This window comes from Variovorax frigidus, from assembly GCF_051216515.1.
Lineage (GTDB): Bacteria > Pseudomonadota > Gammaproteobacteria > Burkholderiales > Burkholderiaceae_C > Variovorax.
The window spans coordinates 521,600-534,712 of the sequence record NZ_JBPJZF010000002.1; the positions used below are offsets into that span (position 1 = coordinate 521,600).

Below are 13,113 nucleotides of genomic sequence, written 5' to 3' on the forward strand. Positions count from 1 at the left end.
GGCGACTCGACACCGTCCCGGGCTCGCCCCCATCCATGCGCCCCCTCGCCTGCTGCCGTTGAGCTGACGCTCGACAACGGCCGGCCGCGTTCGCGCGGCGGCCAGGCAGCCGGAGTGTTAGCGGCAATTCCCCCTCGTTTCGAGAAGCGTCGTCCGTGCATCGTTGGCCCGTCAGGGGCCAGTTCGAACGCATATATCTATGAAGGACAACGCATCATGAAGCGGATGTTGATCAACGCCACGCAGCCGGAAGAGCGCCGCCTGGCCATCGTCGACGGGCAGAAGCTCCTCGACTACGAAATCGAAATCGAAGGGCGCGAACAGCGCAAGGGCAACATCTACAAGGCCGTCGTGACCCGCGTCGAGCCCTCGCTCGAAGCCTGTTTCGTCGACTACGGCGAGGACCGCCACGGCTTCCTGCCCTTCAAGGAAATCTCCAAGCAGTACTTCGCCGAAGGCGTGTCGGCCAGCCAGGCCCGCATCCAGGACGCGATCCGCGAAGGCCAGGAACTGGTCGTGCAGGTCGAGAAGGAAGAGCGCGGCAACAAGGGCGCGGCCCTGACCACCTTCGTCTCGCTGGCCGGCCGCTACGTCGTGCTGATGCCGAACAACCCGCGCGGCGGCGGCGTTTCGCGTCGCATCGAGGGCGACGACCGTGCCGAACTCAAGGAGGCGATGGACCAGCTCGAGTACCCGAAGGGCATGAGCATCATCGCGCGCACCGCCGGCATCGGCCGCTCGGCGCCCGAACTCCAGTGGGACCTGAACTACCTGCTCAAGCTCTGGACCGCCATCGACGGCGCGGCCAAGGGCGCCCGGGGCGCCTTCCTGATCTACCAGGAATCGAGCCTGGTCATCCGCGCCATCCGTGACTATTTCAATCACGACATCGGCGACATCCTGATCGACACCGACGACATCTACGAGCAGGCCCAGCAGTTCATGGCCCACGTGATGCCGGAGCATGCGGCCCGCGTGAAGCGCTACCGCGACGACGCGGCGCTGTTCAGCCGCTTCCAGATCGAGCACCAGATCGAGTCGGCCTACGCCCGCACCGTGCAGTTGCCCTCGGGCGGCGCGATCGTGATCGACCACACCGAAGCGCTGGTGTCCATCGACGTCAACTCGGCCCGCGCCATCAAGGGCGGCGACATCGAAGAGACCGCCACCCGCACCAACCTCGAAGCCGCCGACGAAGTGGCCCGCCAGATGCGCCTGCGCGATCTGGGCGGCCTGATCGTCATCGACTTCATCGACATGGACGAGTCGAAGAACCGCCGCGAAGTCGAAAGCCGCCTGCGCGACGCGCTGCGCCAAGACCGCGCCCGCGTGCAGTTCGGCTCGATCAGCAAGTTCGGCCTGATGGAAATGAGCCGCCAGCGCCTGAAGCCGGCGCTCAGCGAAGGCTCGTCGATCCCCTGCCCGCGTTGCGGCGGCTCGGGCCACATCCGCGACACCGAATCGAGCGCGCTGCAGATCCTGCGCATCATTCAGGAAGAGTGCCTGAAGGACAACACGGCCGCCGTGCATGTCCAGGTGCCGGTCGAAGTGGCGTCGTTCCTGCTGAACGAGAAGCGCCCCGAGATCGCCAAGATCGAGCTCAAGCAGCGCGTGACCGTGCTGATGGTGCCTAACAAGACCTTCGAGACGCCGCACTACAAGCTCGAGCGTCTCAAGCACGACGACCCGCGCCTCGACCACATCCAGGCCAGCTACACGATGGCCGAGGAAGTCGAAGACCCGACCTCGGTCACGCGCCGGTCGCAGGAACCCACCAACAAGCAGACGCCGGTCATCAAGGGCGTGCTGCCCGACGCGCCGGCACCGGTCGCCGTGCCCAAGCCCGAACCGGTCCGCCCGCCTGTCGCGGTGCAGCCTCCCGTGGCGCCCCCGCCTGCAGCCCCCGTGGCCGCGCCGGCCGAACGTGGTTTCTTCGCGTTCATCAAGAACCTGTTCGGCGGCGGCACGCCGGCGGCGAAGCCCGCACCGGCGTCGTCCAGCACCCCTGCCAGCGCCATCCCGGTGGAAGCACCGAAGCCACGCCGCGATGGCCGTGGCGGACGCGACGGTGAAGCCCGCTCGGCACGCGACGGCGAACAACGCCGCGGCGGCCGCGGTGAAGGCCGTGGCGGCCGTGATGGCGAAGGCCGCAACGGTCGCGACGGCGAACGCCGCGGTGGCCGCGGTGGCGAACGTTCGGGCGAACGCGCCGGCGAACGCCAACCGCGTGAAGCCCGGACCGAACTCCGTGCCGACGCACCCGTGCGTGAAGCACGCGAGCCACGTGAACCGCGTGAACCACGCGAAGGCGGCCGTGAAGGCCGTGGTCCGCGCAACGGCGGTCGCGGCGAGCGCCGCGACACCGAGCGTCCGGTGTCCCTGGAAGGTACGGAAACCGTGCAGGACAGCGCGCAGAACCCTGCGGCCCTCGATGAAAACGGGGCCCCGATCGAACGCGCACCGCGCGCTCGTCGTGAGCGCGGTGAACGTGGTGAACGCAGCGAGCGTGGTGAGCGCAACGGCGACGCCCCAGCCCGCTTCCTGAACGGCGACACCCCCGCAGCCGACGGCACGACCGAACGCAGCGAACGTGCGCCTCGCGAAGAGCGCGCACCGCGCGAAGAGCGTGCGCCCCGCGAAGACCGCGCACCCCGTGAAGAGCGGGCACCGCGCGAAGACCGCGAGCCGCGTGAAGAGCGTGCACCGCGTGAAGAGCGTGCGCCGCGCGAGGAGCGGGAGCCCCGTGGCGAACGCTCCGGTGAAGGCCGCCGCGAACCCCGTGGCGAACGCCGTCCGGACGGCGCGCCCCGTGCGACCGAGCCGAGCTCGATCGACACCACCGAAGCGGGCACCGACGCTCTGGAAGGCGCGACCGACAACGGCGTATCGACCGAGCAGGCACCCCGTCGCGATGGCGACGAACGCCGCGGTCGCTCGCGTGACCGCTACGGCCGTGACCGCCGTGAACGCGCCCCGCGTGAAGGCGAAGAGACCGCAGTGCGAGCGGACGCCGAGGCCTTCGCAGAAGCGGCACCGGTCGCCGTGGCCGAGCCGGCCGCACCGGCCGAACCGGTGGCAGCGATCGCCGAGGTGGCGGCGCTTGCACCCGTCGCAGCACCCGCGCCGGAAGTCCAGGCCGTGACGGCCGAAGCCGCCCCGGCCCGCCCTGTCGAACGTGCCGAACGTGCCCCTCGCCCGGTGGCGGCACCGGCGCCAGCGCCGGCTGTGGCGGACAACGGCCGGAACGCCCTGCCGAAGGTCCAGTCCTTCGAACTGCCCCTGGCTCAATTGGCCCAGGTCGCCGAAGGCTCGGGACTGCACTGGGTGAACTCGGACGCCGACCGTGTCGAACAGGTTCGCGCCGCCATCGCCGCGGAGGTCAAGCCGATCCACGTGCCACGCGAGCGCCCGCCCGTGCAGGTGGCGAACGAAGGCCCGCTGGTGCTGGTCGAGACGCGCCGCGATCTGGCCGCGACGGTGCTGCCTTTCGAACGCACTTCACACGAGGGCGACACCGCCCGCTGAGCATCGCCCGGAGCGCGCCTGCGATAAGCGGGTGCCTCATGCCGACCACGACGTCGGCCGCCTTTTCCGGCGGCCGGCGTTTTTTTTTGCTGTTTGGCCGCCGGAGAGCACTTCCGGGGCTCGGCCTCGCCTTCAGGAAACAAGTAGCAACAAGGTACTCACTACCCGTGATTTATCTACGTACAAAAGTTCTACAAACGTACTTAGAATGTTGCATCGCACAACATGCAGTCGGACGTGAAATAGTGCCGGTCCGCGGCCTCAATAGAAAATGAGTACCGTAGAACTACAGGACAAAGTAGAACAAACGTGTTCAAATTCTTTCCTGTAGTATTAAAGCGTTACACTGCCGCGCCGTAGGCAGAAACCCCAAGGGGATTCACATGTTTCGTACCGATTCGACTGCGCAAGGCCATTTGCTCAGGCACCGCCCCTCCGGCCGCGGGGAGCCTGCACCCACGCCCATCGCCACACAACCGAAGGGGCTGACGGTGCTGCAACGTGGCATCAAGCGAAGCGTGGACATCCTCGCGGCGCTGACCTTCTTCACCTTTTTCGGCCCGATCTATCTGTGCGTGGCGCTCGCAGTCGCCATCAGCATGGGCCGGCCGGTGCACTTCTGGCAGACCCGCCTGGGCGAAGGCGGCCAGCGCTTCAAGTTCTACAAGTTTCGCTCGATGGTGCGCAACTCAGAGAACATCCTCGATGAGTACCTGAGCAAGAACGACGTGGCCCGCACCCAGTGGGAAACTTTCCAGAAGCTCGAAGTGGACCCGCGCATCACCCCGCTGGGCCGTCTGATCCGCAAACTGAGCCTGGACGAACTGCCGCAGTTCTGGAACGTGCTGAAGGGCGACATGAGCCTGATCGGCCCCCGCCCCTGCATGGAGCGCCAGCGCAGCCTCTACGGCAAGCACTGGAACCACTATTGCGCGATGCGCCCCGGCATCACCGGCCTCTGGCAGGTGAGCGGCCGCAACCGGTTGTCGTATGCCCAGCGCGTCGAACTCGATGCGCAGTACGTCAACAACTGGTCGCTGTGGCTGGACCTCAAGATCCTCGCCAAGACTGCGACCGCCGTGATCTCGGGCGAAGGTTCGCGCTGAGCGGAGACGTGCACCCCGGACTCGGACGCGCGGTTTCAAGGTCGGCTTTCGGTTGGAAGAAAAACAAGGGATGATTCGGCGCTTGTGCCTGCGGAATCAGGCCGTGTTGCCGATGCCGGTCAAAGTCCAGCAGATTTGCTGGGCACGCTGAGTCGGCGTTCGAATTTCTTCCCGTCGCGGTGACCTCATCGCCTCCATCCCATCTCAGGACCCTATGAACGCGCTTCGCAAAGGCATCTATGTGGCCGGCCACCGAGGCATGGTCGGGAGCGCCATCGTGCGCGCACTCGAAACCCTCGGCCACGAGCGCATCATCACGCGCACGCATGCCCAACTCGACCTGACCGACCAAGCCGCCGTGCGCGATTTCTTCGCCGCGGAAAAGCCCGACGCGGTGTACCTCGCCGCGGCCAAGGTGGGCGGCATCCACGCCAACGCCACCTATCCCGCCGAGTTTCTCTACGCCAACCTGATGCTCGAGGCCAACGTGGTTCACGAGGCCTGGCGCAGCGGCGTGACGCGGCTGCTCTTCCTCGGCTCGAGCTGCATCTATCCGCGGCTGGCCGCCCAGCCGATGGCCGAGGACGCCCTGCTCACCGGCAAGCTCGAGCCGACCAACGAGCCCTACGCCATCGCCAAGATCGCGGGCATCAAGCTCTGCGAGAGCTACAACCGCCAGTACGGGACCGACTACCGCAGCGTGATGCCGACCAACCTCTACGGGCCCGGCGACAACTACCACCCGGACAACAGCCATGTGCTGCCGGCGCTGATCCGCCGCTTCCACGAGGCACGGGAAACCGCTGCGCCATCGGTCGTGATCTGGGGCACCGGCACCCCCAAGCGCGAGTTCCTCTATGTCGACGACATGGCGGCGGCCTGCGTGCACGTGATGGACCTGCCGCAAGACCGCTACGCCGCCTGCACCGAGCCGATGAACAGCCACATCAACGTCGGCAGCGGAGAAGATCTGTCGATCGCCGAACTGGCGCGGCTGGTCGGCGACGTGGTCGGCTACGGTGGCGAGATCCGGTGCGATGCGAGCAAGCCCGACGGCGCGCCGCGCAAGCTGCTGGACATCTCGCGCATCCGCGCGCTGGGCTGGGCTCCTCGGGTCGGTCTGCGCGAAGGCATCGAACGCGCCTACCGGGACTTCCTGGCCCACGGCGAGCGCGTGGCCGCCTGACACACACTTCTGCCCCGCCCATGCAAGCCGCCACCTCGCTCTCCCTGATTCCGCCCGGCACCGGCGGGGTGCGCGACTACGCCGCCATCGTCGGCGGCGCGCTGCAGGCCCCCGTGCGTGAGCTCTCCGCCCAGACCGACACCCAGGATTGGTCGGGCGACGTGCTGCTGCTGCATTTCAGCGGCTACGGCTATCACAAGCGGGGCGTTCCTTCCTGGCTGCTCAAGGAGCTGACGAGCCTGCGCGAGCGCTTCCGCGTGTTCGGCGTGGTCTTTCACGAGCTCTATGCCTCCGGACCGCCCTGGCGTTCGGCTTTCTGGCTGAGCGGCATGCAGCGACGCATCGCCAGCGAACTGGCCGGCCAGGCCGACTTCTGGCTCACCAACCGCGAGCTCGCGGGGAATTGGCTGCGCGAACAGGCGCCCGAGGCCCCGCACCGCGTGCTGCCCGTGTTCTCGAACGTGGGCGAACCCGCCGCGGCCGAGCACGAACGCGAAGCATCGATCGTGGTCTTCGGCAGCGCCGGCATCCGAGCGCCCGCCTATGCCTGGAACGATGGCGAGATTTTCCGGTTTGCCAAACGACATGGGTTGCGCATCGACGACATCGGTGCGCCGCTGCAGGATGGCCCCCTGGCGAAACGGCTGATCGAAGAAGGAGTGCGCGTGCGCGGCATGCTGCCGGCCAAGGAGGTGAGCCAGGCCTTGTCCCAGGCGCGCCACGGCGCGCTCGCCTACCCGGCCGATTTCGTCGGCAAGAGCGGCGTCTTCGCCGCCTATGCATCGCACGGCACCTGCCCGATCCTGCTCACGAAGGACCTGGCGCCGTGCGACGGCATGCAACCCGATGTCGAGTACGCCGCCGGCTTCGACGCCCTGGAACGCGATCCGGCGCTCGACCCGCAGGCGATCGGCCGCGCCGCACGCCGATGGTACGAACCGCACTGCATCAAGGCCCATGCCTCGGCCCTGCAGGCGCTGAGCCGGGAGGCCCGCGCATGAAGCAGCCCACCCTGCCCCCCCTGCCGATGCCGGCCGCGCCGGGCGCCCGCGCCGCGGGCCGGTCGTCGACGCTCAGCGTGGCCGGTCGCATGTTCATCGCCGTGCTGTTGATCGTGGTGTTCGAGGGCGCGATCCGCAAATGGGTGGCGTCGTCGTTGACCTTGCCACTGATCGGGCTGCGCGACCTGCTGGCGGTGGCGGTGATCGCCCAGGCCGCCTGGTCCGGCCAGCTGCATCGCTACGCCAGGGTGACGGTCCCGCTGTTGGCCTGGTCCTGCTGCGTGATCGCCTGGGGGCTGATGCAGATGGTGGCTGGCGAGAGCTCGCCGATCGTGTTCCTGATCGGCATGCGTTTCTGGCTGCTCTACATCTGGTTCGGCGTCGCCGCCGCCGCCTCGATGAACGAGGCCGACTACCGCACGGCCGTGCGCCTGGTCGTCGCGACCGTGATGGTGCTGGCACCGCTGGCGGTGCTTCAGCACTACTCGCCGCCCGGCGCCACCATCAATCGCCAGCTCGATGGCGACGAGGACACCGTGTTCGTGGCCATCGCCGGGGTGGTGAGAACCACGGGCACGTTCAGCTTCACCTCCGGCTATGCCACCTACCTGATCATGGCGGCGCCGCTGGTCTTCGGTGTGCTCGCCGCCCGCAAGCAGGGCCGTCGTCAGCGCTTGTTCGGCTTCGCGGGCTTCGGCGCCTTCCTGCTGTGCAGCCTGATGAGCGGCTCGCGTGCGGCAGTGCTGTCTGCCGCCTTCATGCTGGCCGCCTACCTGGCCACCCGGATCCTGTTCGCCAAAAACCGCGACAAGCCGGCGGCGCTGGGTGCGGCGCTGGTGGCCTGCGTGCTGACCGCGGGCTTCGTGTTCTTCCTCTCCGACGCCGTCCAGGTCACGCAGCAACGCTTCGAGCAGGCCGCCAGCGGCGAGGACTTCTTCGACCGCCTGCTTGCGACCTTCGTCGGCGAGCCGAACGTGTTCGGCGCCTCGACCTGGCTGGGCAGCGGCCTGGGCGCGGGCTCGAACCTCGCGACCGCGCTGAGCGCGAACGCCACCAACTTCAGCCTGGCGGAATCGGAAACGGGGCGCATCCTGCTCGAAGGCGGCCTGCTCGGCTTCGCGTTCATCGCGCTCAAGGTCGTGCTGCTGCTGGCGGCGCTGGCCTACAGCATCAAACTGTCGGCCCAGCGGCACACGGGCTTCCCGATCCTGGTGTGGCTGACGCTGGTGATCGCGCTCATGACCTGGCCGGCCATCGGTCAGCTCACGGCCAATGCACTGCTGGGCCTGTTGCTGGGCTGCTTCCTGCTGCAATTCCGCTACCCTTCGAACGATTTCTTCCCGGTGCGATTGCCCTCCAAGTGAGCGGTGGCTGCGACGGACGCCGATCCGCCCCTTCCCCTTTTTCGCACCGATGAAACTTCTCGTCTACGGCATCAACTTCGCGCCCGAGCTCACCGGCATCGGAAAGTACAGCGGGGAAATGGTGGCCTGGCTGACTGCACGAGGGCATGAGGTGCGCGTGATCACCGCCCCCCCCTATTACCCCGAATGGAAGGTGCGCGAAGGCTACAGCGCGACGCGCTACGTCCGGGAGGAGTGGCACGGCGCCCAGGTGTTCCGCACCCCGCTGTGGGTGCCTGCCAAGGTCAACGGCCCACGGCGCCTGCTGCATCTGGCGAGCTTCGCGCTGGCCAGCATTCCCGCGCTGCTGGCCCAGTGGCGCTGGAAACCCGACGTCGTCTGGATGACGGAACCGCCCCTGTTCTGCACGCCGGCCGGCCTGGCTTTCGCACGGCTGCGGTCCGCCAAGGCGTGGCTGCACATCCAGGACTACGAGGTCGATGCGGCCTTCGAACTGGGCCTGCTCAAGGGCGCACGCCTGCGGGCCTTCGTGTCCCGTGCCGAACGCTGGCTGCTGGGGCGCTTCGATCGCGTCTCGACCATCTCGCAGCGCATGCTCGAACGTGCCAGCGCCAAAGGCGTGCAGGCCACCCGATTGCTGTCCTTTCCCAATTGGGCCGACATTTCGGCCATCCGGCCGCTGGCGGGGCCGAGCCCCTACCGCGCCGAGCTCGGCATCGCCGACGATGCGATGGTCGCGCTCTACGCCGGCAACATGGGCGCGAAGCAGGGCCTCGAATTGCTGGCAGACCTCGCGCTTCAATTGCGCGCGCGACCCGACATCGTGTTCGTCTTCTGCGGCGGCGGTGCCGGGCGCGACGCGCTGATGGCGCGCTGCGCCGGGCTCGACAGCGTTCGCTTCATCGATCTCCAACCGGTCGAGCGCCTGGGCGATCTGTTGGGGCTGGCCGATGTCCATCTGCTGCCGCAACGCGCCGACGCGGCCGATCTGGTCATGCCCTCGAAGCTCACCGGCATGCTCAGCAGCGGCCGGCCGGTGCTGGCCGGCGCACGGCCCGAAACGGAACTGGGCCAGGTGGTGGCGCAGTGCGGGCGCATCGTGCCGCCCGAAGATGCGGCGGCCTTCGCCGAAGCCTTGCTGCAACTGGGTGCCGATCCCGCGCTGCGTCGCGAACTCGGACTGCGCGCCCGCCGCTATGCCGAGGAACGCCTCGACCGCGACGCGGTGCTCGCGCGTTTCGAACGCGACCTGCAGGACTGCATCGCCCAGCGCGCGGACTGACGTTTCGCCCCTCGCGCTGCCCCACATGAAAAAACCGCCTCGAAGGCGGTTTTTTCATGGGCACAAACGGGGACATCTCGCCCCGCCACCTCTCACTGCTCGTCGGGCAGGATGCTGTCGTAGTTGTAGTTGGTGTAACGGTAGCGCCCGTACTTGTAGGGCGTGTACGCGCGGCGTTCGACGTCCATGGCGTTGAGCAGCACCCCGGTCGCCGCACGGCCACCAAGTGCCAGGCGACGCGTGCTTTCCCGCAGCTCGCCCATGGTCGACTGGTCGGCGCGCGCCACCAGCAGCACCGTGCCCGCGTGCGCCGCCACGGTCATCGTGTCGGCCGCGACCAGCACCGGCGGCGTGTCGATCACGATCAGGTCGTAGAGCTCGGAGAGTTTCTCCAGCATCGACTTGAAGGACTCCGACACCAGCAGTTCCGAAGGGTTGGGCGGCAGCTGGCCCGTGGCCAGGAAGTCGAGGTCGGGCACCACCTGGCGGTGCACGGTCTGTTGGACGGTCAGGCTGCCGGCGATCAGTTCCGACAGGCCGCCATGGCGCTGCAGTCCGAAGTACTGGTGCGCATGGCCGCGCCGCAGGTCGGCGTCGATCAGCAGCGTGCGCTTGCCGGCCGCGGCCATCAAGGCCGCGAAGTTGGCCGTGACGAAGCTCTTGCCCACACCAGGCGTGGCACCGGTGATCAGCACCCGGTTGTTGGGCGACTCCAGCATCGCGAACTGCATCGCGGTGCGCAGGCTGCGCAGGCTCTCGACAGCCGGATCGTCCGGGTGTTCGATGGCCAGCAGGCGCACGCCGGTCGCACCGGTCAGCCGGCGCTTGGCAATCCCTTCCTGCGCCACGCTCAACGGAATGGTGGAGAAGACCGGCAGGCCGCTGTGGCTCTCGACTTCATGCGGATCCCGGATGCGCTGCTCGATGAAGGCATTGCGCAGGTAGGCGGCAACGATGCCAAGGAACAGACCCAGCGCCAGCGCCGAACCGACGATGACCGAGCGCCGGGGCTTGACCGGCAGGGTCGGCACCAAGGCCTCGTCGAGCACGCGCACGTTGCCGACCTTGCCTTCCTTCACCAGACGCAATTGCAGTGCATTGTTCAGCAACGACTGGTACAGCTCGGTGTTGACCTTGACGTCGCGCTCCATGCGCACGGCCTCCTGCTGGATGGCCGGCAGTCCCTTGATGCGCGTCTGGATGTTGCCGATGTCGCGCTGCAGGGCAGCGATCTGCGCATCGAGCGTCTGCACCGAAGGATGCTCGGCGGTGAAACGGCTTTCGAGTTCGCGGCGGCGTTGCTGGGCCTCGAGCAGCTTGCTCTGGCGGTCCACCGCCTCGCCCAGCACGGCCGTCGCCTCCTCACCGAAGGCGACGGTGGCCTTCTGGTTGCGGAAGCGGTTGTAGATTTCTTCGGAAGCCTCGAGCTGGCGCTTGAACTGCGGCAGTTGCACGTCGAGGAAGGCCAGCGTCTTCTGTGCCTCGGCGGCCTTGCGCTCGATGTTCTGGCGCACGTACTGGGCGCCCACCGCGTTCAGCACGCGGGTGATCTGATAGGGGTTGGTGCCGCGCGTCGACACTTCGATGATGCCCGACTGCTTGCCGCGCTCGTTGAGCGACAGACCGGCCTGCACTTCGGACACGATGCCCGATTTGCGATGACGGATCAGGTCGAACTCCGCACCGGCCTTGCCGGACAGCCGGTCGATCATGAGCTCGATCGCGCCCTCGTCGGTCTGCGCCTTCAGCAGCGTACCGACGGTGCCCTCGAGTGGCGTCGCGAGGCGCGGATTCGTCAGGCTGTATCGGCCGCCGCCCTGCGCCGTCACGCGGAATTCCGAACCCTCCATCGCTTCGGGAACGTCGAAGCTCGAGGCGACGATCTGCTCGGTGCCGGAGACATAGCCCGTCATGCCCAGGAAGCCCGGGTCCGACAGCCCGCTGGAGCGCCGCGCCATCCAGCCGCCGATGTAGGGGATGTAGCGCGGCGAGCTCGTGATGTAGAGCTTGCTCGCCTCGACCGCAGGCGCCACCACCATGCGTGAACGGATGATCTCCATCTCGGCGGTGGTCGGCGTGCGGACGTCGAACAGACCGGCCGCTTCGTTGAGCACGCCCTTGGCATTGTTGCCGTTGCCGTCTTCGACCTGCACCACCACGGCGGTCTCGAAGATCGGACGCGCCAGCAAGGCGTAGGCGACGCCGATCGCCAGCACCACGAGCGTGATCGCCAGGATCATCCACTTCTGCGTGCGCAGCACATCGACGTAGCGACCGAAGTCCACGTCACCGCCGCCCTCGCTGGCTGTCGGCAGATCGGTGTTGGAATAAGGAGTGGGGGAATTCATCGGCTGGATACTCTGAAAATCAGCGCGTCGAGGGCCGCGACAGGTCGCGAACCGACGTCGCGGTCGTCGTCGAGGGCAGGATGAGGTTGATCACGCGGTTCCACTGCACCAGCGGCACGGGATCGACGTAGACCACATCCTTCGGCCGCAACGCGAACTGGTCGGCCAGCGCCAGCGCCGTCGGCGTCCGCGCATCGAGATGAAACAACGACTGGCCGCCGGTGGGCTCGTTGCGCACCACGTAGATCTGGCGCGGATTGGCCGAAGTCAGGTTGACGCCGCCGACCTCGCTCAACGCCTCGTTGAGGCTCAGGCGGCCGTTGCGCATCGGAATGGCCGCCTGCTGGAGGACTTCGCCCATCACCGTGACCTTGCGCTCGTCGCGCCCGCGCACCATCACCATGTCGCCGTTCTTCAGCGGAATGCGGGTCGGGTCGATGCCCGCGCCTGCCAGGCCGACCAGGTCCAGCGTGGTGGTGACGCCGTTGCGCGTCAATGTCACAAAGGAGCGGTCGCCGTTCGGCATCAGGCCCCCTGCGCGATTGAGCGCTTCCGCCAGCGTCATGGGAATGTCGGTGAACACCAACAGGCCCGGCGAGCGCACTTCGCCTTCGACATAGGCGCGCTTGCTGCGGAAGGCGGTCACGCGCACGCTCAACTGCGGATTCTTGAAGACGCGCGACAGGCGCTGGACCAGCGTGTTTTCGACCTGCTGCACCGTCATGCCTGCGGCATTGAGGGGGCCGGCATACGGAAAGGTCAATTGCCCGGTGTCCGACACGATGAAGCCCGGTGCCGGCGAGATGCTCGCCGGATCGGCCACGGTGGTCGCCGGCGTGCTGCTGAAGGCGATCTCCGGATGGTCGTAGACCACGATCCCGATCACGTCGCCAGGGCCGATGCGATAGGTCTCGGGATTGCCGACCAGGGCCAGCACCTCGGGGCCGGGGCCGATCGAAGCCGCCTTGTTCTGCGCCTGGATGAGCGCCGGGGTGATGGCGGTCAGGGCGCCCGCGGGCGGCGGGTCGTCATGGGGTCCCGAATAGCCCGACGGCGACACGGCCTTGCTGGCCTCGCCGCTGGCAGAACTGAAGCCGGGGGCGAGCGGAGCGCACCCCTGCAGCACCAGGGCGGCAGAGACGAACAGCGCAGCGTGTACTACAAAACTTTTCAAACCGGACTCCACAGAAACCAAAATGAATACTTTTGGAAACAGTTGCGACTGTACAGCAGGTCGCATGTTTCATTCAAATTGTTTCTTGCGATGTCGCCGATGGCGAGAGGCGCGATTCGTGCACAAG

Annotated in this window: 8 protein-coding genes; 6 read left to right on the forward strand and 2 right to left on the reverse strand. The window is 67.4% G+C overall.

Features of this window, described 5'->3' with window-relative positions; all coding sequences use genetic code 11:
• Window positions 1-216: 216 nt before the first annotated feature.
• From ACSFBC_RS07755 to ACSFBC_RS07780, 6 genes are all read left to right on the forward strand, one after another.
• The gene (locus ACSFBC_RS07755; protein ID WP_435509726.1) at window positions 217-3,525 is read left to right on the forward strand and encodes an Rne/Rng family ribonuclease; all 3,309 of its coding nucleotides are present in this window, start codon (window positions 217-219) and stop codon (window positions 3,523-3,525) included.
• A 383-nt stretch (window positions 3,526-3,908) separates the two neighbouring features.
• Window positions 3,909-4,631, forward strand: a complete 723-nt coding sequence (locus ACSFBC_RS07760; protein WP_435509727.1) for a sugar transferase — start codon at window positions 3,909-3,911, stop codon at window positions 4,629-4,631.
• Between the two features lie 214 nt (window positions 4,632-4,845).
• Entirely contained in the window at window positions 4,846-5,817 is a 972-nt protein-coding gene (gene fcl / locus ACSFBC_RS07765) for a GDP-L-fucose synthase (protein WP_435509728.1), read from the forward strand.
• 20 nt (window positions 5,818-5,837) lie between these two features.
• The gene (locus ACSFBC_RS07770; RefSeq protein ID WP_435509729.1) at window positions 5,838-6,818 is read left to right on the forward strand and encodes a hypothetical protein; all 981 of its coding nucleotides are present in this window, start codon (window positions 5,838-5,840) and stop codon (window positions 6,816-6,818) included.
• Window positions 6,815-8,182 carry an O-antigen ligase family protein gene (locus ACSFBC_RS07775; protein WP_435509730.1) on the forward strand — a complete coding sequence of 456 codons (1,368 nt, stop codon included), beginning with the start codon at window positions 6,815-6,817 and terminating at the stop codon, window positions 8,180-8,182. Before ACSFBC_RS07770 ends, ACSFBC_RS07775 begins: the two co-directional genes overlap by 4 nt.
• A 49-nt stretch (window positions 8,183-8,231) precedes the next feature.
• Window positions 8,232-9,464 carry a glycosyltransferase WbuB gene (locus ACSFBC_RS07780; RefSeq protein ID WP_435509731.1) on the forward strand — a complete coding sequence of 411 codons (1,233 nt, stop codon included), beginning with the start codon at window positions 8,232-8,234 and terminating at the stop codon, window positions 9,462-9,464.
• Between the two features lie 92 nt (window positions 9,465-9,556).
• Here ACSFBC_RS07780 and ACSFBC_RS07785 read toward each other — a convergent pair whose 3' ends face one another.
• Both ACSFBC_RS07785 and ACSFBC_RS07790 read right to left on the reverse strand, forming a co-directional pair.
• On the reverse strand, window positions 9,557-11,812 hold the full coding sequence (locus tag ACSFBC_RS07785; protein WP_435509732.1) for a polysaccharide biosynthesis tyrosine autokinase: 2,256 nt from the start codon (window positions 11,810-11,812) through the stop codon (window positions 9,557-9,559).
• A 19-nt stretch (window positions 11,813-11,831) separates the two neighbouring features.
• Entirely contained in the window at window positions 11,832-12,986 is a 1,155-nt protein-coding gene (locus tag ACSFBC_RS07790; protein WP_435509733.1) for a polysaccharide biosynthesis/export family protein, read from the reverse strand.
• Between the last annotated feature and the right edge of the window lie 127 nt (window positions 12,987-13,113).

Bases quoted from the DNA above. Each gene is read 5' to 3' on its own strand.
- ACSFBC_RS07755 (WP_435509726.1), top strand. From the start codon at position 217: ATGAAGCGGATGTTGATCAACGCCACGCAGCCGGAAGAGCGCCGCCTG.
- ACSFBC_RS07760 (WP_435509727.1), top strand. From the start codon at position 3,909: ATGTTTCGTACCGATTCGACTGCGCAAGGCCATTTGCTCAGGCACCGC.
- fcl (WP_435509728.1), top strand. From the start codon at position 4,846: ATGAACGCGCTTCGCAAAGGCATCTATGTGGCCGGCCACCGAGGCATG.
- ACSFBC_RS07770 (WP_435509729.1), top strand. From the start codon at position 5,838: ATGCAAGCCGCCACCTCGCTCTCCCTGATTCCGCCCGGCACCGGCGGG.
- ACSFBC_RS07775 (WP_435509730.1), top strand. From the start codon at position 6,815: ATGAAGCAGCCCACCCTGCCCCCCCTGCCGATGCCGGCCGCGCCGGGC.
- ACSFBC_RS07780 (WP_435509731.1), top strand. From the start codon at position 8,232: ATGAAACTTCTCGTCTACGGCATCAACTTCGCGCCCGAGCTCACCGGC.
- ACSFBC_RS07785 (WP_435509732.1), bottom strand. From the start codon at position 11,812: ATGAATTCCCCCACTCCTTATTCCAACACCGATCTGCCGACAGCCAGC.